At 41.5% G+C, this 18,003-nt stretch carries 21 protein-coding genes and 1 pseudogene (1 of these 22 running past the window's edge); 21 read left to right on the forward strand and 1 reads right to left on the reverse strand.

Features of this window, described 5'->3' with window-relative positions; translation table 11 throughout:
• From MHH82_RS36960 to rsmI, 12 genes and pseudogenes are all read left to right on the forward strand, one after another.
• Positions 1 to 39 (forward strand): annotated as a pseudogene (locus tag MHH82_RS36960) (5-bromo-4-chloroindolyl phosphate hydrolysis family protein) (it extends 577 nt beyond the left edge of the window).
• An 18-nt stretch (positions 40 to 57) separates the two neighbouring features.
• Positions 58 to 1,227: a toxic anion resistance protein gene (locus MHH82_RS36965; protein WP_049140372.1), complete on the forward strand. Its 1,170-nt coding sequence runs from the start codon at positions 58 to 60 to the stop codon at positions 1,225 to 1,227.
• Between the two features lie 71 nt (positions 1,228 to 1,298).
• Positions 1,299 to 2,741 (forward strand): aminotransferase class I/II-fold pyridoxal phosphate-dependent enzyme, encoded by a 1,443-nt coding sequence (locus MHH82_RS36970; RefSeq protein ID WP_038827633.1) that lies wholly within the window; start codon positions 1,299 to 1,301, stop codon positions 2,739 to 2,741.
• On the forward strand, positions 2,738 to 3,376 hold the full coding sequence (gene tmk, locus MHH82_RS36975; RefSeq protein WP_015253015.1) for a dTMP kinase: 639 nt from the start codon (positions 2,738 to 2,740) through the stop codon (positions 3,374 to 3,376). Before MHH82_RS36970 ends, tmk begins: the two co-directional genes overlap by 4 nt.
• A gap of 73 nt (positions 3,377 to 3,449) precedes the next feature.
• Positions 3,450 to 3,779 (forward strand): cyclic di-AMP receptor DarA, encoded by a 330-nt coding sequence (gene darA, locus MHH82_RS36980; RefSeq protein WP_003242755.1) that lies wholly within the window; start codon positions 3,450 to 3,452, stop codon positions 3,777 to 3,779.
• Positions 3,780 to 3,791: 12 nt separating this feature from the next.
• Positions 3,792 to 4,232, forward strand: coding sequence for a YaaR family protein (locus MHH82_RS36985; protein ID WP_072175223.1), 441 nt, complete (start codon positions 3,792 to 3,794; stop codon positions 4,230 to 4,232).
• 11 nt (positions 4,233 to 4,243) lie between these two features.
• Entirely contained in the window at positions 4,244 to 5,233 is a 990-nt protein-coding gene (gene holB / locus MHH82_RS36990; protein ID WP_003226770.1) for a DNA polymerase III subunit delta', read from the forward strand.
• Positions 5,234 to 5,235: 2 nt separating this feature from the next.
• Complete coding sequence (gene ricT, locus MHH82_RS36995; RefSeq protein WP_003226767.1) at positions 5,236 to 6,063, forward strand: competence/sporulation regulator complex protein RicT; 828 nt, start codon at positions 5,236 to 5,238, stop codon at positions 6,061 to 6,063.
• Between the two features lie 14 nt (positions 6,064 to 6,077).
• Entirely contained in the window at positions 6,078 to 6,437 is a 360-nt protein-coding gene (gene yabA / locus MHH82_RS37000) for a replication initiation-control protein YabA (protein ID WP_003218308.1), read from the forward strand.
• A gap of 58 nt (positions 6,438 to 6,495) precedes the next feature.
• The gene (locus MHH82_RS37005) at positions 6,496 to 7,239 is read left to right on the forward strand and encodes a tRNA1(Val) (adenine(37)-N6)-methyltransferase (protein ID WP_021479732.1); all 744 of its coding nucleotides are present in this window, start codon (positions 6,496 to 6,498) and stop codon (positions 7,237 to 7,239) included.
• Positions 7,226 to 7,525 carry a GIY-YIG nuclease family protein gene (locus MHH82_RS37010; protein WP_003242983.1) on the forward strand — a complete coding sequence of 100 codons (300 nt, stop codon included), beginning with the start codon at positions 7,226 to 7,228 and terminating at the stop codon, positions 7,523 to 7,525. Before MHH82_RS37005 ends, MHH82_RS37010 begins: the two co-directional genes overlap by 14 nt.
• Positions 7,500 to 8,378, forward strand: a complete 879-nt coding sequence (rsmI, locus tag MHH82_RS37015) for a 16S rRNA (cytidine(1402)-2'-O)-methyltransferase (protein WP_019712967.1) — start codon at positions 7,500 to 7,502, stop codon at positions 8,376 to 8,378. The genes MHH82_RS37010 and rsmI overlap by 26 nt, the downstream gene beginning before the upstream one ends.
• Positions 8,379 to 8,426: 48 nt before the next feature.
• On the opposite strand, the gene abrB is transcribed toward rsmI, so the two are convergent.
• Complete coding sequence (gene abrB, locus MHH82_RS37020) at positions 8,427 to 8,717, reverse strand: transition state genes transcriptional regulator AbrB (protein WP_003226760.1); 291 nt, start codon at positions 8,715 to 8,717, stop codon at positions 8,427 to 8,429.
• Between the two features lie 494 nt (positions 8,718 to 9,211).
• Between abrB and metG the strand changes: the two genes are divergently transcribed.
• From metG to ispE, 9 genes are all read left to right on the forward strand, one after another.
• Complete coding sequence (gene metG / locus MHH82_RS37025) at positions 9,212 to 11,206, forward strand: methionine--tRNA ligase (protein ID WP_072175224.1); 1,995 nt, start codon at positions 9,212 to 9,214, stop codon at positions 11,204 to 11,206.
• Positions 11,207 to 11,285: 79 nt separating this feature from the next.
• Positions 11,286 to 12,053, forward strand: coding sequence for a TatD family hydrolase (locus tag MHH82_RS37030; RefSeq protein WP_014475570.1), 768 nt, complete (start codon positions 11,286 to 11,288; stop codon positions 12,051 to 12,053).
• Between the two features lie 155 nt (positions 12,054 to 12,208).
• Positions 12,209 to 13,522 (forward strand): ubiquitin-like domain-containing protein, encoded by a 1,314-nt coding sequence (locus tag MHH82_RS37035; protein WP_072175225.1) that lies wholly within the window; start codon positions 12,209 to 12,211, stop codon positions 13,520 to 13,522.
• Between the two features lie 144 nt (positions 13,523 to 13,666).
• Complete coding sequence (gene rnmV, locus MHH82_RS37040; RefSeq protein WP_032725229.1) at positions 13,667 to 14,227, forward strand: ribonuclease M5; 561 nt, start codon at positions 13,667 to 13,669, stop codon at positions 14,225 to 14,227.
• Positions 14,220 to 15,098 (forward strand): 16S rRNA (adenine(1518)-N(6)/adenine(1519)-N(6))-dimethyltransferase RsmA, encoded by an 879-nt coding sequence (gene rsmA, locus MHH82_RS37045; RefSeq protein ID WP_340796358.1) that lies wholly within the window; start codon positions 14,220 to 14,222, stop codon positions 15,096 to 15,098. The genes rnmV and rsmA overlap by 8 nt, the downstream gene beginning before the upstream one ends.
• Before the next feature lie 160 nt (positions 15,099 to 15,258).
• Entirely contained in the window at positions 15,259 to 16,131 is an 873-nt protein-coding gene (prtG, locus tag MHH82_RS37050) for a sporulation-specific protease PrtG (protein ID WP_014475574.1), read from the forward strand.
• 210 nt (positions 16,132 to 16,341) lie between these two features.
• Positions 16,342 to 16,602, forward strand: coding sequence for a biofilm formation stimulator Veg (gene veg, locus MHH82_RS37055; RefSeq protein WP_003218330.1), 261 nt, complete (start codon positions 16,342 to 16,344; stop codon positions 16,600 to 16,602).
• Positions 16,603 to 16,761: 159 nt separating this feature from the next.
• Positions 16,762 to 16,947, forward strand: a complete 186-nt coding sequence (locus tag MHH82_RS37060) for a small, acid-soluble spore protein, alpha/beta type (RefSeq protein ID WP_003218333.1) — start codon at positions 16,762 to 16,764, stop codon at positions 16,945 to 16,947.
• A gap of 147 nt (positions 16,948 to 17,094) precedes the next feature.
• A complete protein-coding gene (gene ispE, locus MHH82_RS37065) occupies positions 17,095 to 17,964 on the forward strand; it encodes a 4-(cytidine 5'-diphospho)-2-C-methyl-D-erythritol kinase (protein WP_003226742.1) in 870 nt (289 codons plus the stop codon).
• Positions 17,965 to 18,003 lie beyond the last annotated feature (39 nt).

Genomic DNA, 18,003 nt, shown 5'->3' on the forward strand with positions numbered 1-18,003 from the left:
TTTGAATTAGACGCAGCAAAACATTCATTAAAGAAATAAGGGAAGAGGGTAAGAGCGATGAACCGAGACCAAAGCGACCTTCATATAGATGAATTATTGGCAGATCCTTTTGGTGGTAACATAGAGATACCAGGTTCGGAGGCTGTAAAAGCAGAGAAAGAGCAAGTACGGCTTGTTGATGTTCTTCCTGAGGAAAACAAGGAAAAAGCAATTCAGCTTGCTGGACAGATTGATCATAAAAATATGCAAAGCATTGTCTTATACGGTTCACAAGCTCAATCTAAACTGCTGAACTTTTCTCATGATATGATTAATCATGTTCAAAAGAAGGATGTCGGGGAGATTGGCGAAATACTTGGAGAGCTGATGAAAAAGCTGGAGCAAGTAAATCCTGATGATCTCCAATCTAAGAAAAAGGGTTTTTTGGCACGCATGTTTGGAAGAGTATCAAGTTCTCTTCAAGAGGTGCTGTCTAAATACCAAAAGACCAGTGTGCAGATAGACAGAATCAGCTTGAAGCTGGAGCACTCTAAAAATGCTTTAATCAGTGACAACAAGCTGTTAGAGCAGTTATATGAAAAAAATAAAGAATATTTTGCCGCGCTGAATGTTTATATTGCTGCAGGAGAACTGAAGCTTGAGGAATTAAAAACGAAAACAATTCCTGAACTGAAGCAACAGGCTGAATCGAGTGATCATAACCAAATGGCCGTTCAAGAGGTGAATGATTTAATTCAATTTGCTGACCGGTTAGATAAAAGAGTTCATGATTTGTTGCTGAGCAGGCAAATTACAATTCAAAGTGCACCGCAAATCAGGCTGATTCAAAATACAAACCAAGCGTTAGCTGAAAAGATTCAGTCATCCATTGTGACAGCGATTCCGTTATGGAAAAATCAAGTTGCCATTGCACTGACGCTTTTAAGGCAGCGCAATGCAGTGGATGCACAACAGAAAGTATCTGATACAACTAATGAGCTTTTGCTGAAAAATGCGGACCTTTTAAAAACCAATACAATTGAAACTGCACGGGCAAATGAAAGAGGCCTTGTTGATATAGATACCTTGAAGAAGGTGCAGGAAAGCTTAATAAGCACGCTTGAAGAAACACTGACTATACAAGAAGAAGGACGAATCAAACGCCGTCAGGCAGAAGAAGAGCTCATGATGATGGAAGGCGACCTGAAGCAAAAGCTGCTTACAATAAGGAAAGATAGTTACCAGTAAGTCTGGCTTTAAGTTCTCTCAGAGGCACGATATAATAAGGTGTAAGAAGACACATTCAAAGGATTGTTTTCATGAACACACCTTTATATAAAGCATTAATTCAACATGCGAGAAGAAATTCTCATTCATTTCATGTTCCGGGACATCACAATGGAGATGTCTTTTTTGATGACGCTAAGTCAATATTCGATCCGCTTCTCACCATTGATGTAACTGAACTGGCAGGACTGGATGATCTCCATCATCCTTCCGGGGTGATTAAGGAAGCTCAGGAGCTTGTCAGTCAATTATATGGATCGGCGGAAAGTTTTTTTCTGGTAAATGGTACGACTGTCGGAAACTTAGCGATGATTTTATCTGTTTGTGAACCTGGTGATACAATTCTGGTTCAAAGAAACTGTCATAAATCTGTATTTCATGCTGTTGATTTGGCCGGTGCTGAGCCGGTTTATCTTGCACCTGACGTTGATTCAGCGATGCATGTGCCTACGCATGTTCCGCTTGGAACAATTAAAGAGGCCCTGGCAGCATATCCAGATGCGAAAGGCTTGGTACTGACCAATCCGACATATTACGGACATAGTGCTGATTTGACTGAGATCATTACTGAAGCCCATCATTACGGGATTCCTGTTTTGGTCGATGAAGCGCATGGCGCACATTTTATTTTAGGTGAGCCTTTTCCGGTCTCAGCTTTAAAAATGGGGGCAGATATTGTTGTTCAGTCGGCCCACAAAACGCTGCCTGCCATGACGATGGGTTCTTATTTGCATCTCAACACCAGCTGCAGGATTAACAGGGATCGGGTGGCAGAGTATTTAAACCGATTACAAAGCAGCAGCCCGTCTTATCCGATTATGGCTTCGTTAGATATTGCCCGCGCTTATGTACAGCATATTATAGAAGAACAAAAGCTTTCTGACATTCTGCAGCGGATACAAACACTTAAACAAACGTTTGATTCACTTACAAATGCAGAAGCTGTTAACCCTGCTAATCCACTGATCATCACGGACCCGCTGAAGCTCACAATTCGTTCAAAACGCGGGCATTCTGGCTATACGCTGCAAAGCATATTAGAGCGTGCCAACATATTCACTGAGCTTGCTGATGAAAATCAAGTTCTGCTCGTTCTCCCATTGGGAGGAAAACGGAGAATAAACGCTGAAACCATTAGAAGCATCGATGAAGAGATTGAGAAAACGCCTCCGGATCAGACGTTTGTTTCTGCAGAATGGGGTGTGCAGCCTGTTACTGTCTTGCCTTATCCAAAAAAGGTCTTACATTCGTTTAAGAAAGAATATGTGAGCTTTGAGGAAGCAGCTGGCCGGCTGAATGCAGAAGATATCATCCCTTATCCTCCGGGTATCCCGATGATTATGGCGGGAGAAAGAATAACAAAAGAAAGTGTGCAAAAGCTCAGCCGCTTGATCAGCATGAAAACGCATGTTCAAGGGAATATGAAAATCAAAGAGAAACAACTACTTGTTTATATAGAAGAGGAGAAATCATGAGCGGTTTATTTATTACATTCGAAGGTCCTGAAGGTGCAGGAAAAACGACTGTTCTGCAGGAGATCAAAAACATACTGACAGCAGAAGGCCTTCAGGTTATGGCAACTCGAGAGCCAGGCGGAATAGATATTGCAGAACAAATTCGAGAGGTTATTCTGAATGAGAACAATACATTAATGGACCCAAAAACAGAAGCTCTCTTATATGCGGCTGCAAGACGCCAGCATTTAGTTGAAAAAGTAAAACCTGCTTTAGAACAGGGGTTTATCGTTCTTTGCGACAGATTCATAGACAGTTCTCTTGCGTATCAAGGATATGCAAGAGGACTTGGAATTGATGAGGTTCTGTCCATTAATGAATTTGCCATTGGAGATATGATGCCCCATGTAACGGTTTATTTTTCAATTGATCCGGAAGAAGGACTGAAGCGTATTTACGCAAACGGCTCACGGGAGAAAAACAGGCTCGATTTAGAAAAACTGGACTTTCATACAAAAGTACAAGAAGGTTATCAAGAGCTGATGAAGCGATTTCCGGAAAGATTTCATTCAGTTGATGCCGGGCAATCCAAAGACCTCGTCGTTCAGGATGTTCTAAAGGTGATCGATGAAGCGTTGAAAAAAATTCAATTGTGACCTGTTTCCCAATAGTTGATATAATAATGTAAACGAGATCACGTTGTTTCCAATCTAAAGGAGGCCTTCACAGATGAAATTGATAGTGGCAGTTGTACAAGATCAGGACAGCAACAGACTTTTGAAAACCTTAACGGATCACAACTTCAGAGTCACAAAGCTTGCGACGACAGGAGGATTTCTTAAATCAGGCAATACAACGTTTATGATCGGTGTCGAGGATATACGCGTCAATAAAGCGTTGAGTCTCATTAAAGAAAACGGGCAGAAACGTGATCAGATGATTGCCCCTGTATCTCCAATGGGCGGAAATGCTGATTCCTATGTCCCTTATCCAGTCGAAGTTGAAGTTGGCGGAGCGACAGTATTTGTCCTTCCAGTCGATGAATTTCATCAATTTTAAGGATCTGAAACTGTGAAAATTAATAAAGATATACGTACATTTATAGATAATAAGCAGATTCCCTCTGTGAAAACATCTGAGATCACAGCATCGTTTAAAACATCAATGGAAAACCATAGCAGCAAAATGAAGCTTGATCAGCTTACCAGGCTGTTATCTGATATAGAGGCATTCGGAAAAAGGCTAACGAAATCTCGGAATTTTAAAGACTTAGCGAGATTTAAAGGACTTGTGAAACGTTTTGTCAAAGAAGCTGTGGACAGCGGCCTTTCACATGAAACATCGAAAAGCTTTGACCTTTACGGGAACAGCAGAACGCTGGGACTTGTGAAAGAAATAGATGACAAATTGATACAGCTTACGGAAGAGATGATGGATCAGGAAAAACCGGCAATAGATTTGCTGGAGCGTATTGGCGAAATAAAAGGTTTATTAATTAACCTTTACACATAGAGAGTGATACAATGGCAATATCCTGGAAGGAAATGAACGAGCTTCAGCCCAGAGTGATGAAGCTTTTATATAATAGTATTGAGAAGGACAGACTATCACACGCTTATTTGTTTGAGGGGAAAAAAGGAACAGGCAAGCTTGATGCCGCGCTGCTTCTTGCAAAAAGCTTCTTTTGTCTGGAGGATGGCGCGGAGCCTTGTGAGAGCTGCCGAAACTGTAAACGGATAGAGTCAGGGAACCATCCTGATCTCCATCTTGTTCAGCCTGATGGCTTATCAATCAAAAAGGCGCAAATTCAAGCGCTCCAAGAAGAGTTTTCTAAGACAGGACTTGAATCGCATAAAAAGCTGTATATTATTTCGCACGCAGATCAAATGACAGCAAATGCGGCGAACAGCCTGCTGAAATTTTTAGAAGAACCGAACAAAGACACAATGGCCGTCCTCATCACTGAGCAGCCCCAAAGGTTATTGGATACCATCATTTCAAGATGCCAAACCCTTCCTTTTCAGCCTTTGCAGCCGAAAGCAATTGAAGATAGACTGATCGAACAGGACGTCTCGCCTCATATGGCAAGGCTTCTGGCCAACATGACCAATAATGTAGCAGAAGCAGTCGAATTAAGTCGAAATGATGAGTTTGCAGAGTCTAGAGCGAAAGTGATAAAATTGTATGAAGTCCTACACCAGCGGAAAGGACATGCTTTTTTCTTTATTCAAGATCAATGGATGCCCTTTTTCAAAGAAAAAACCCATCAAGAAATGGGTCTTGATATGCTCTTATTGATATATCGTGATGTGTTGTCCATCCAAATAGGAAATGAAGATAAATTGATTTATCAAGACTTATTCCAATCAATAAAACAGCATGCGCTACAATCAACACAACAAAGCGTTACGAATCAGATACTTGCTGTTTTAGAAGCAAAGAAACGGCTTCATTCCAATGTGAATGTACAAGGATTAATGGAGCACTTGGTGTTAATGTTGCAGGAGGGATAAGCTTGTACAATGTAATTGGTGTCCGCTTTAAGAAAGCGGGTAAAATATATTATTTTGATCCGAATGGATTTCATATAGAACATGACAGCTGCGTAATTGTAGAAACTGTCAGAGGCGTTGAGTACGGCCAGGTCGTAATTGCAAATAAACAGGTGGATGAGCATGATGTGGTGCTTCCCCTTCGAAAAGTGATACGTGTGGCTGACGAGCGCGATCTTCTCATTGTAGAAGAAAATAAACAGGAAGCACTATCAGCATTTGATATCTGCCAAAAGAAAGTGATTGAGCATGGCTTGGATATGAAGCTGGTCGATGTTGAATTCACGTTTGATCGCAATAAAGTCATTTTTTACTTCACTGCTGACGGCCGAGTCGACTTTAGAGAGCTTGTAAAGGATTTGGCTTCTATCTTTAAGACAAGAATTGAGCTGCGCCAAATCGGAGTGAGGGATGAGGCAAAAATGCTAGGAGGAATCGGTCCTTGCGGAAGAATGCTTTGCTGTTCAACGTTTCTTGGAGATTTTGAACCCGTTTCCATTAAAATGGCCAAGGATCAGAACTTGTCTTTAAATCCTACGAAGATTTCGGGTCTTTGCGGACGATTGATGTGCTGTCTAAAATATGAGAACGATGAGTATGAGACGGCAAAAGAACAGCTTCCGGATATAGGAGAAATGATTACGACAGCAAACGGTCCCGCGAAGGTCGTCGGACTAAATATTCTGGAACGGGTGCTTCAGGTGGAACTGATAAACCGTGAAAAAGTGATAGAATATACTTGGGAAGAGCTCTTGGAAGAGGGCGTCGTATCCGCACAAACCACAGATTAACGAGGTGTGGAACCTTGGATAAAAAAGAGTTATTTGATACAGTCATTAACTTAGAAGAACAAATTGGTTCACTGTACCGGCAGCTGGGGGATTTGAAGCAGCATATCGGTGAGATGATTGAGGAAAATCATCATTTACAGCTTGAAAACAAGCATTTGCGCAAACGGCTGGACGATACGACGCAGCAGATTGAAAAGTTCAAAGCTGATAAAAAAGAATCAAAAACACAGAAGACAGAGCAAACTGATATAGGGGAAGGATATGATAATCTGGCACGTCTGTATCAAGAAGGATTTCATATCTGCAATGTCCACTATGGAAGTGTTCGAAAAGAGGATTGTCTTTTCTGTCTGTCATTCTTAAATAAAAAATAGGGAAAAGGCTTCCGCATAAGACGGGAGCCTTTTTCAAAGGTACTGAAAGGATAAGAAGATGGTTTCATTACATGATGATGAAAGATTAGACTATTTGCTGGCAGAGGACATGAAAATCATACAAAGCCCAACAGTGTTTGCTTTTTCGTTGGACGCTGTGCTTCTGTCCAAATTTGCGTACGTTCCGATTCAAAAAGGGAAAATCGTTGATTTATGCACCGGCAATGGTATTGTGCCGCTGCTGCTCAGTACAAGATCAAAAGCAGACATTCTGGGAGTCGAAATACAAGAAAGGCTGCATGATATGGCTGTTCGCAGCGTGGAGTATAATAAGCTGCAGGATCAGATTCAGATCATACATGATGACCTGAAAAACATGCCGGAGAAACTTGGACATAATCGATATGATGTTGTCACCTGCAATCCGCCGTATTTTAAAACACCGAAACAAACTGAACAAAACATGAATGAGCATCTCCGAATTGCAAGACATGAAATCCACTGCACACTGGAGGATGTCATTTCAGTCAGCAGCAAGCTGCTCAAGCAAGGGGGAAAAGCAGCTCTTGTTCACCGGCCGGGAAGGCTTCTAGAGATTTTTGAACTGATGAAGGCTTATCAAATCGAGCCAAAACGTGTACAATTTGTCTATCCGAAGCAAGGGAAAGAAGCCAATACCATTTTGGTTGAAGGTATCAAAGGCGGGCGCCCGGATTTAAAAATTCTTCCTCCTTTATTCGTTTATGATGAACAAAATGAATATACAAAAGAAATCAGGACCATTTTATATGGAGACAAATAACCATTTCTTCTACGTCGTGAAATGTAAGGACAATAGCTGGTATGCCGGGTATACCAACGATCTGCATAAACGAGTGAAAACACACAATGATGGAAAGGGTGCAAAGTACACAAAAGTAAGACGTCCGGTTGAATTAATTTTTGCCGAGAGCTTTTCAACAAAGCGGGAAGCTATGCAGGCGGAATATTATTTCAAAAAACTAACTCGGAAGAAAAAAGAGCTTTATATAGAAGAAAAGCGGAACAGCAAGGAGGCTGTATATGTTAAGGCGCCAAATGAGCTTTAATGGAAAGTCGGACATGGGGATTCTTTACTTGGTCCCAACCCCAATCGGAAATCTAGAGGATATGACATTCCGGGCGATCGACACGCTGAAATCAGTGGATGCGATTGCTGCGGAAGATACGAGGCAAACGAAAAAGCTTTGTCATGTATATGAAATTGAAACACCGCTCGTCAGCTATCACGAACACAATAAAGAAAGCAGTGGGCACAAAATTATTGAATGGCTGAAGTCGGGAAAAAACATTGCTCTTGTCAGTGATGCCGGTCTGCCGACGATTTCTGATCCCGGAGCGGAAATTGTAAAGGATTTTACGGATATAGGCGGTTATGTTGTTCCGCTGCCGGGAGCAAATGCCGCATTAACAGCTCTTATTGCTTCAGGTATTGTACCGCAGCCTTTTTTCTTTTACGGTTTTCTCAACAGACAGAAAAAAGAAAAGAAGAAGGAGCTTGAAGCCCTTAAAAAACGGCGGGAAACGATCATTTTTTATGAAGCGCCTCACAGATTGAAGGAAACCTTGTCAGCGATGGCAGAGATATTAGGAGATCGGGAAATAGCTGTAACGCGTGAACTCACTAAGAAATATGAAGAGTTTATTCGAGGAACCATATCTGAGGTCATTGGATGGGCAAACGAGGATCAGATACGCGGCGAGTTTTGTCTTGTTGTAGAAGGAAGTAATAATGAAGAGGTAGATGAGGAAGAACAATGGTGGGAAACCCTCACTGCGAAAGAACATGTCGAGCATTACATTTCGAAAGGCGCTACATCTAAAGAAGCCATTAAAAAAGCAGCAGTCGATCGCAATGTACCAAAGCGTGAAGTGTACGATGCTTACCATATTAAGCAATAAAAAAACGTTCTTGTGTCATAACAAGAACGTTTTTTGTACAAGAAATGATTATTTAAGGTTTTGAAGCTGGTTTTGGATTTCGCTGATGATTTGCTCAGCGCCTTCTTTACTAAGAACCAATTTACCGCCTGCAAGTTTAAGGTTATCATCAGAAACTTCACCAGTTACTTGGCAAGTCATGTTTGGTTTATATTTTTTAAGGATGATTTTTTCATCATCAACATAGATTTCAAGAGCATCTTTTTCTGCGATTCCAAGAGTACGACGCAGTTCGATAGGAATAACTACACGTCCTAATTCATCAACTTTACGTACAATACCAGTAGATTTCATAAACATTCTCCTCCCAAGAGATACTTATTTGTTTAAATTATATTTTTCTTCGTCATTATTCGACAAAATCCTTACCTTCATAGCATAACAAGGTTTCCAATAATCGTCAATCATTTTGTTTACTATTGATTGTAAGAATTAGTTCTTATAGTCAGTAATGTCTTAGAAACTACCGAAATAACAGCATTTTATAAATATTTAATAAAGCTATTATCCTACTAAAAATCCTTTTAAATCAAGACTTTCGAACCAAAGTTTTTTATTTCATTTGATTATATACGACAAAATTCGACACGAACAGACTTTTTTTATTTTCATTAAAGATTTTTAATTTTAATTATTCTTTTTCAGGGCGTATGTATATATTCTTGATCTTAAAGGCTAAGATGGTATCATAGATAAAGGATAAATATAAATAATATTCATATATGATTTGCACTTATCGCCGCTCTCGTCCTTTGGGCGGGAGCTTTTTGACATTCTGATTAGGAGGTTTCAAGATGCCGCAAGAAAACAATACATTTTACATTACAACACCGATTTATTATCCGAGCGGAAAATTACATATCGGCCATGCATATACGACAGTCGCGGGAGATGCAATGGCACGTTACAAAAGATTAAAAGGGTTCGATGTTCACTATTTAACGGGAACGGACGAGCATGGACAAAAGATCCAGCAAAAAGCTGAACAGGAAAACATTACACCTCAGGAGTATGTGGATCGCGCAGCGGCAGATATTCAAAAACTGTGGAAGCAGCTTGAAATCTCAAACGACGACTTTATCCGCACGACAGAAAAACGGCATAAAGTTGTCATTGAAAAGGTGTTTCAAAAGCTTCTTGATAACGGGGACATCTATCTTGATGAGTATGAAGGCTGGTACAGCATCCCTGATGAAACGTTCTACACGGAAACTCAGCTCGTTGATATTGAGCGGAATGAAAAGGGAGAGGTCATCGGAGGAAAAAGCCCTGACAGCGGTCACCCAGTTGAATTGATCAAAGAGGAATCTTATTTCTTCCGCATGGGGAAATACGCGGATCGTCTTCTGAAATACTATGAAGAAAACCCGACATTCATTCAGCCAGAATCACGCAAAAACGAAATGATTAATAACTTTATCAAACCTGGACTTGAGGATTTGGCAGTATCACGTACCACTTTTGATTGGGGCGTGAAGGTGCCGGAAAATCCAAAGCATGTTGTATATGTTTGGATTGACGCACTATTTAACTATTTAACGGCACTCGGTTATGATACAGAAAATGATGAGCTTTATCAAAAATATTGGCCTGCCGATGTTCATTTAGTCGGTAAGGAGATTGTACGATTCCATACTATTTACTGGCCAATTATGCTGATGGCGCTGGATCTTCCGCTGCCAAAGCAAGTATTCGCGCATGGCTGGCTTTTGATGAAAGACGGAAAAATGTCGAAATCAAAAGGAAACGTTGTAGATCCGGTTACATTAATTGAGCGCTATGGTTTAGACGAGCTTCGCTATTACCTGCTTCGCGAAGTGCCGTTCGGATCTGACGGTGTATTCACGCCGGAAGGATTTGTTGAGCGAATCAACTATGATTTAGCGAATGATTTAGGAAATCTATTGAATCGTACTGTTGCGATGATCAATAAGTATTTTGACGGACAAATCGGTTCTTACAAAGGTGCTGTTACGGAATTTGACCAAACGCTCACTTCCGTTGCTGAAGAAACAGTGAAAGCTTATGAGAAAGCAATGGAAAATATGGAGTTCTCGGTAGCACTTTCGACTTTATGGCAGCTCATCAGCCGCACAAACAAATACATTGATGAGACAGCTCCATGGGTGCTTGCGAAAGATCCGGCAAAAGAAGAAGAATTGCGATCCGTTATGTATCACCTCGCTGAATCATTGCGTATTTCAGCGGTACTGCTTCAGCCATTCTTAACAAAAACACCTGAAAAAATGTTCGAGCAGCTAGGTATTACTGATGAATCTTTAAAAGCTTGGGACAGCATTACAGCTTTCGGCCAGCTGAAAGATACAAAAGTACAAAAAGGTGATCCATTGTTCCCTCGTTTAGAGGCAGAAGAAGAAATTGCTTACATCAAAGGGAAAATGCAAGGTTCAGCACCATCGAAAGAAGAAACAAAAGAAGAAGAGCCGCAAGAGGTCGATCGTTTACCTGAAATTACGATTGATCAATTCATGGATGTAGAGCTTCGCGTAGCTGAGGTCATTGAGGCAGAGCCAGTGAAAAAAGCAGACCGTTTATTGAAGCTGCAGCTCGATCTTGGTTTTGAAAAGCGCCAAGTGGTATCCGGCATTGCGAAGCATTATACGCCTGAAGAGCTTGTTGGAAAAAAACTCGTTTGTGTAACAAATCTAAAACCGGTTAAACTCAGAGGAGAGCTTTCTCAAGGTATGATCCTTGCAGGAGAAGCAGACGGCGTTTTAAAGGTCGTGTCTATCGATCAGTCGTTACCAAAAGGCACAAGAATTAAATAATGATAAAACAAAAGGTGTTTCACGTGTAACAATTCGTCGAACACCTTTTGTGTTTCGACAAGAAAGGAGTTTTTCACTTATGTTGTTTGACACACACGCGCATTTAAATGCAGAACAATATGATACTGATCTTGAAGAGGTTATTGAACGGGCAAAAGCTGAAAAAGTTGAACGAATTGTCGTAGTTGGTTTTGACCGTCCGACGATTACCCGTGCGATGGAAATGATTGAGGAATATGATTTTATTTATGCAGCCATTGGCTGGCACCCTGTTGACGCTATTGACATGACAGAGGAAGACTTAGCGTGGATTAAAGAGCTTTCTGCTCATGAGAAAGTGGTAGCGATAGGGGAAATGGGACTGGATTATCATTGGGATAAATCACCTAAAGATATTCAAAAAGAGGTGTTTAGAAAACAAATCGCCTTAGCGAAAGAGGTCAATTTGCCTATTATCATTCATAACCGTGATGCAACGGAGGATGTCGTGACCATTTTGAAAGAGGAAGGCGCAGAAGCTGTGGGCGGAATCATGCACTGCTTTACAGGAAGTGCGGAAGTGGCAAGAGAATGCATGAAAATGAATTTTTATTTATCATTTGGGGGACCGGTGACATTTAAAAATGCGAAGAAACCGAAGGAAGTAGTGAAGGAAATTCCCAATGACCGGCTGCTGATTGAAACGGACTGCCCGTTTCTCACACCGCACCCTTTCCGCGGGAAAAGAAATGAGCCAAGCTATGTGAAATATGTGGCAGAACAAATCGCCGAATTAAAAGAAATGACCTTTGAAGAGATTGCGTCAATCACGACTGAAAATGCGAAAAGACTTTTCCGTATAAACTGACAAAAAACGCTAGCGGGTTTTGTAAGAGCTTGTCCCTTACAGCGTTTTTCTATAAAAGTTCTACATGCTTTCTTCTCCTCATAGGATAGGTTTGTCGACAAGTCTTTCTTCCGTTTCTCAGTGTATTTCAGGATAATGAAGAAGACACTGAGCTTTTGGGAGAAAGAGAAGGGAGGGTTGACAGCCTTTTAGATACTCTATATAATCTCTCCGAGGAGAAGGAGGCGTTTTTCATCACACAAAAAATGAAAAAGCTGTTTTCCGTAAAGCTTAGCAAAAGCAAAGTCATTCTGGTTGCTGCTTGTTTGCTTTTGGCAGGAAGCGGGACTGCGTACGCGGCTCATGAGCTGACGAAACAATCAGTCTCAGTTTCTATCAATGGCAAAAAGAAACATATACGCACACATGCAAATACAGTCGGTGATCTTTTGGAGACGCTTGATATAAAGACAAGAGACGAAGACAAGATCACACCTGCTAAACAGACAAAGATAACAGCAGACATGGACGTTGTGTATGAGGCTGCAAAACCTGTGAAGCTTACAATAAACGGGGAAGAAAAGACATTATGGTCAACAGCAAAAACGGTCGGTGCATTACTGGACGAACAAGATGTTGATGTGAAAGAACAAGATCAAATTGATCCCGCAATAGATACAGATATTTCGAAAGACATGAAGCTTAACATAGAGCCCGCATTTCAGGTTACTGTGAATGATGCAGGGAAACAAAAGAAGATCTGGACGACTTCGACTACGGTCGCTGACTTTTTAAAACAGCAAAAGATGAACATAAAAGACGAAGATAAAATCAAGCCTGCGTTAGATGCAAAGCTGACGAAAGGAAAGGCTGATATTACAATTACTCGTATCGAAAAGGTCACCGATGTAGTTGAAGAGAAGATTGCGTTCGATGTGAAAAAGCAAGAAGACGCTTCTCTTGAAAAAGGGAAAGAAAAGGTCGTCCAAAAAGGAAAAGAAGGCAAGCTAAAAAAACATTTCGAAGTCGTTAAAGAAAACGGTAAAGAAGTGTCCAGAGAGCTTGTAAAAGAAGAAACAGCTGAACAAAGCAAAGATAAAGTGATTGCTGTCGGCACAAAGCAAAGCAGTCCAAAAGTTGAAACGGTCAGTGCTTCAGGTGATTCAAAAACAGTTGTGTCCCGCAGCAATGAATCAACAGGCAAAGTCATGACTGTATCATCTACGGCTTATACGGCAAGCTGCAGCGGTTGTTCAGGACATACAGCGACAGGCGTCAATTTAAAAAATAATCCGAATGCCAAAGTCATCGCTGTGGATCCAAATGTCATTCCGCTAGGCTCCAAAGTCCACGTGGAAGGCTATGGATATGCTATTGCTGCAGATACCGGTTCAGCGATTAAAGGGAACAAGATAGACGTCTTTTTCCCAGAGAAATCATCGGCGTACCGATGGGGAAATAAAACAGTCAAAATTAAAATCTTAAATTAGTATATACTTATGTATTCAGAGGGTTTTGCGCCCTCTGTTTTTTTCGTTATAATAGACAAAGTGCATTTTCTGCTTATTAGACGCTCGACATAAGAAAAAGTTTCATGAATATACAAAAGTTTTTATTTTGTCTTGGAGGAAATAATGAAAATTAAAGAGATCATTGTGGTCGAGGGGCGTGATGATACGGCCCGCATCAAATTGGCTGTTGATGCAGACACAATTGAAACAAATGGTTCAGCCATCGATGATCATGTGATTGACCAAATCCGTTTGGCCCAGAAGACCAGAGGCGTCATTGTTTTAACGGATCCGGACTTTCCGGGAGAGAAGATTCGCAAAACCATCTCAGAGGCTGTGCCCGGCTGTAAGCATGCATTTTTGCCAAAACATCTTGCCAAACCTAAAAACAAGCGGGGAATTGGTGTGGAGCATGCATCGGTTGAAAGCATTAGGGCATGTTTAGAAAATGTGCATGAGGAGATGGAAGCGCAGCCGAGTGACATTTCAGCTGAGGATTTGATTCATGCCGGACTAATAGGCGGACCTGCGGCCAAACGCCGCCGGGAACGACTGGGTGATCTGTTGAAAATCGGCTATACAAATGGCAAACAGCTTCAAAAACGGCTGCAAATGTTTCAAATTAAAAAAAGTGATTTTATGAGTGCGCTCGATACCGTTATGCGGGAGGAACAGAATGAATAAAGATATTGCGACACCGATTAGAACGAAAGAGATACTGAAGAAATACGGTTTTTCTTTTAAAAAGAGCTTAGGACAGAATTTCTTAATTGATACGAACATTTTAAACAGAATTGTTGATCACGCGGAAGTGACTGAGAAAACAGGTGTCATTGAAATCGGCCCGGGAATCGGGGCTTTAACCGAACAGCTTGCCAAGCGGGCGAAAAAGGTCGTGGCATTTGAGATTGATCAGCGATTATTGCCGATTCTGAAGGATACACTGTCACCTTACGACAATGTCACTGTTATTCATCATGATGTGTTAAAGGCTGATGTCAAATCGGTCATTGAAGAACAATTTCAAGATTGCGATGAGATCATGGTAGTTGCCAACCTTCCTTATTACGTAACAACACCGATTATCATGAAACTGCTTGAAGAACATCTTCCGCTGAAAGGGATTGTGGTTATGCTGCAAAAAGAAGTGGCTGAGCGCATGGCGGCTGATCCTTCATCTAAGGAATACGGCTCGCTTTCAATCGCGGTGCAGTTTTATACAGAAGCCAAAACGGTGATGATCGTTCCGAAAACCGTATTTGTTCCTCAGCCTAATGTCGATTCCGCAGTCATCCGTCTGATTCTCCGAGACGGCCCGGCAGTGGACGTGGAAAACGAATCTTTTTTCTTTCAGCTCATCAAGGCAAGCTTTGCACAGCGCCGTAAAACGCTGCTCAATAACTTAGTTAACAATCTGCCTGAAGGAAAGGCGCAAAAATCAACGATTGAGCAAGTGCTCAAAGAAACAAATATTGACGGTAAGCGCCGAGGTGAATCCCTGTCTATTGAGGAGTTCGCAGCGCTGTCTAACGTATTGTATAAAGCCCTTTTCTAAAAGGGCTTTTTGTTTTGCGCACCACATGGACTGCCGCTACATAGGCTAGAGAAGGACCTTTCATTCAATGATAAGAAAAACTTGGACTCAGCGAAAAAAGGCGCTTTCTCAAGGCTCTTTCTTTCATGATGAGGCTTAGTCTATGTGTGGAGTGAGGAACGTGCAATTTCAAATAGGGGATATGGTAGCCAGAAAATCCTATCAGATGGATGTTTTGTTTCGAATTATAGGAATAGAGCAAACAAGCAAAGGAAATTCAATTGCCATTTTGCATGGAGATGAAGTCAGGCTGATTGCTGATTCGGATTTTTCTGATCTGGTGGCAGTGAAAAAGGATGAGCAGATGATGCGGAAAAAGAAAGATGAGAGCAGAATGAATGAGTCGCTCGAATTGCTCCGCCAAGATTATAAGCTGCTCAGAGAAAAGCAGGAGTACTATGCGACAAGCCAATATCAGCATCAGGAGCATTATTTCCATATGCCGGGCAAAGTGCTTCATCTGGATGGTGACGAAGCATATCTGAAAAAATGCCTGAATGTCTATAAAAAAATTGGAGTGCCGGTCTATGGCATCCATTGCCATGAAAAGAAAATGTCTGCTTCTATTGAAGAATTGCTCGACAAATATCGACCTGATATCCTGGTGATCACAGGGCATGATGCGTATTCGAAGCAAAAGGGCGGCATTGATGATTTGAATGCGTACAGACATTCTAAGCACTTTGTTGAAACTGTTCAAACAGCCCGAAAAAAGATCCCTCACTTAGATCAGCTTGTTATTTTTGCGGGGGCCTGCCAATCCCATTTTGAATCACTCATCAGAGCGGGTGCGAATTTTGCAAGTTCACCGTCAAGAGTCAATATTCATGCGCTTGATCCGGTATATATCGTCGCGAAGATCAGCTTTACGCCGTTTATGGAACGGATTAATGTATGGGAAGTGCTCCGTAATACGCTGACAAGAGAGAAAGGGCTTGGAGGTATTGAAACAAGAGGAGTTCTGAGAATTGGTATGCCTTATAAGTCCAATTAACAGTTGAAAACCTGCATAGGAGAGCTATGCGGGTTTTTTATTTTACATAATGATACATAATTTACCGAAACTTGCGGAACATAATTGAGGAATCATAGAATTTTGTCAAAATAATTTTATTGACAACGTCTTATTAACGTTGATATAATTTAAATTTTATTTGACAAAAATGGGCTCGTGTTGTACAATAAATGTAGTGAGGTGGATGCAATGGCGAAGACGTTGTCCGATATTAAAAGATCGCTTGATGGGAATTTAGGTAAAAGGCTGACGTTAAAAGCAAACGGTGGCCGCCGAAAAACGATTGAGCGTTCGGGCATTTTAGCTGAGACGTACCCTTCTGTTTTTGTGATACAACTAGATCAAGACGAGAACTCGTTTGAAAGAGTTTCATACAGTTATGCTGATATTTTGACTGAGACTGTTGAGCTGACATTTAATGATGACGCCGCAAGCTCAGTGGCATTTTAACGGGCAGTGAACCTTTTGTTTACTGCTTTTTGTTTTGCCCTTTTTTGGTTTCCAGTAATTTAAACGAAAGTTCCATCTGATTTAACAAAAGATAAAACAGTCACATATTATCGTGACGTGCACGAATGGCTATCACTTCTAAAAAAGGGGTTGTTTCGTTTGGGCAGACGTCGTGGAGTTATGTCAGATGAGTTTAAATATGAGCTTGCTAAAGACCTTGGTTTTTATGACACAGTAAAAAATGGCGGCTGGGGCGAAATTCGGGCTCGCGATGCCGGTAACATGGTAAAGCGCGCTATAGAAATCGCCGAACAGCAAATGGCTCAGAATCAGAATAACCGATAAGGATGTGACCCGGGGGACGTGCTGTTCCCTGGTTTTTTTATTTTGGATATAAATACATAATGGGCTGAATATGGATATGTTCATCCTGTACTTCAAATGTGATACAATGTTCATACTTATGTTTAGATGGAGAAGTAGGTGAAAGCTATGCGTATTTTAGAAAAAGCGCCAGCTAAGATCAATCTGTCACTTGACGTCACCCGAAAACGCCCGGATGGCTATCATGAAGTCGAAATGATCATGACGACAATTGATTTAGCTGATCGAATTGAATTGACGGAGCTTGCAGAGGATGAAGTGAGGGTTTCCTCCCACAATCGATTTGTGCCTGATGACCAAAGAAACTTAGCTTATCAGGCTGCCAAGCTGATCAAGGACAGATACAACGTGAAAAAGGGAGTTTCCATCATGATTACGAAGGTAATTCCGGTGGCTGCCGGTCTTGCCGGCGGAAGCAGTGATGCGGCGGCGACACTCAGAGGGCTGAACAGACTGTGGAATTTAAATCTGTCCGCGGAAACGCTTGCTGAGCTTGGAGCGGAAATTGGCTCTGACGTTTCATTTTGTGTCTATGGCGGAACTGCATTAGCAACAGGGCGCGGCGAGAAAATTAAACATATCAGCACGCCTCCGCACTGCTGGGTCATTTTAGCGAAGCCGACAATCGGTGTTTCAACTGCTGAAGTGTACAGAGCGTTGAAACTGGATGGTATAGAGCATCCCGATGTACAAGGCATGATCGAGGCGATAGAAGAAAAGAGTTTTCAGAAGATGTGCAGCCGGTTAGGCAATGTGCTTGAATCTGTTACACTCGATATGCATCCTGAAGTTGCGATGATCAAAAACCAGATGAAACGCTTTGGTGCAGATGCCGTGTTAATGAGCGGGAGCGGCCCGACAGTATTTGGACTGGTTCAGTATGAGTCGAAGGTGCAGAGAATTTATAACGGGTTAAGAGGCTTCTGCGATCAAGTTTATGCGGTGAGAATGATCGGCGAACAGAACGCTCTTGATTAAATCCGTATGTTAAGTTATATTGATCTTAAAATATTCGGA

This window comes from Bacillus sp. FSL K6-6540 (genome assembly GCF_038007545.1).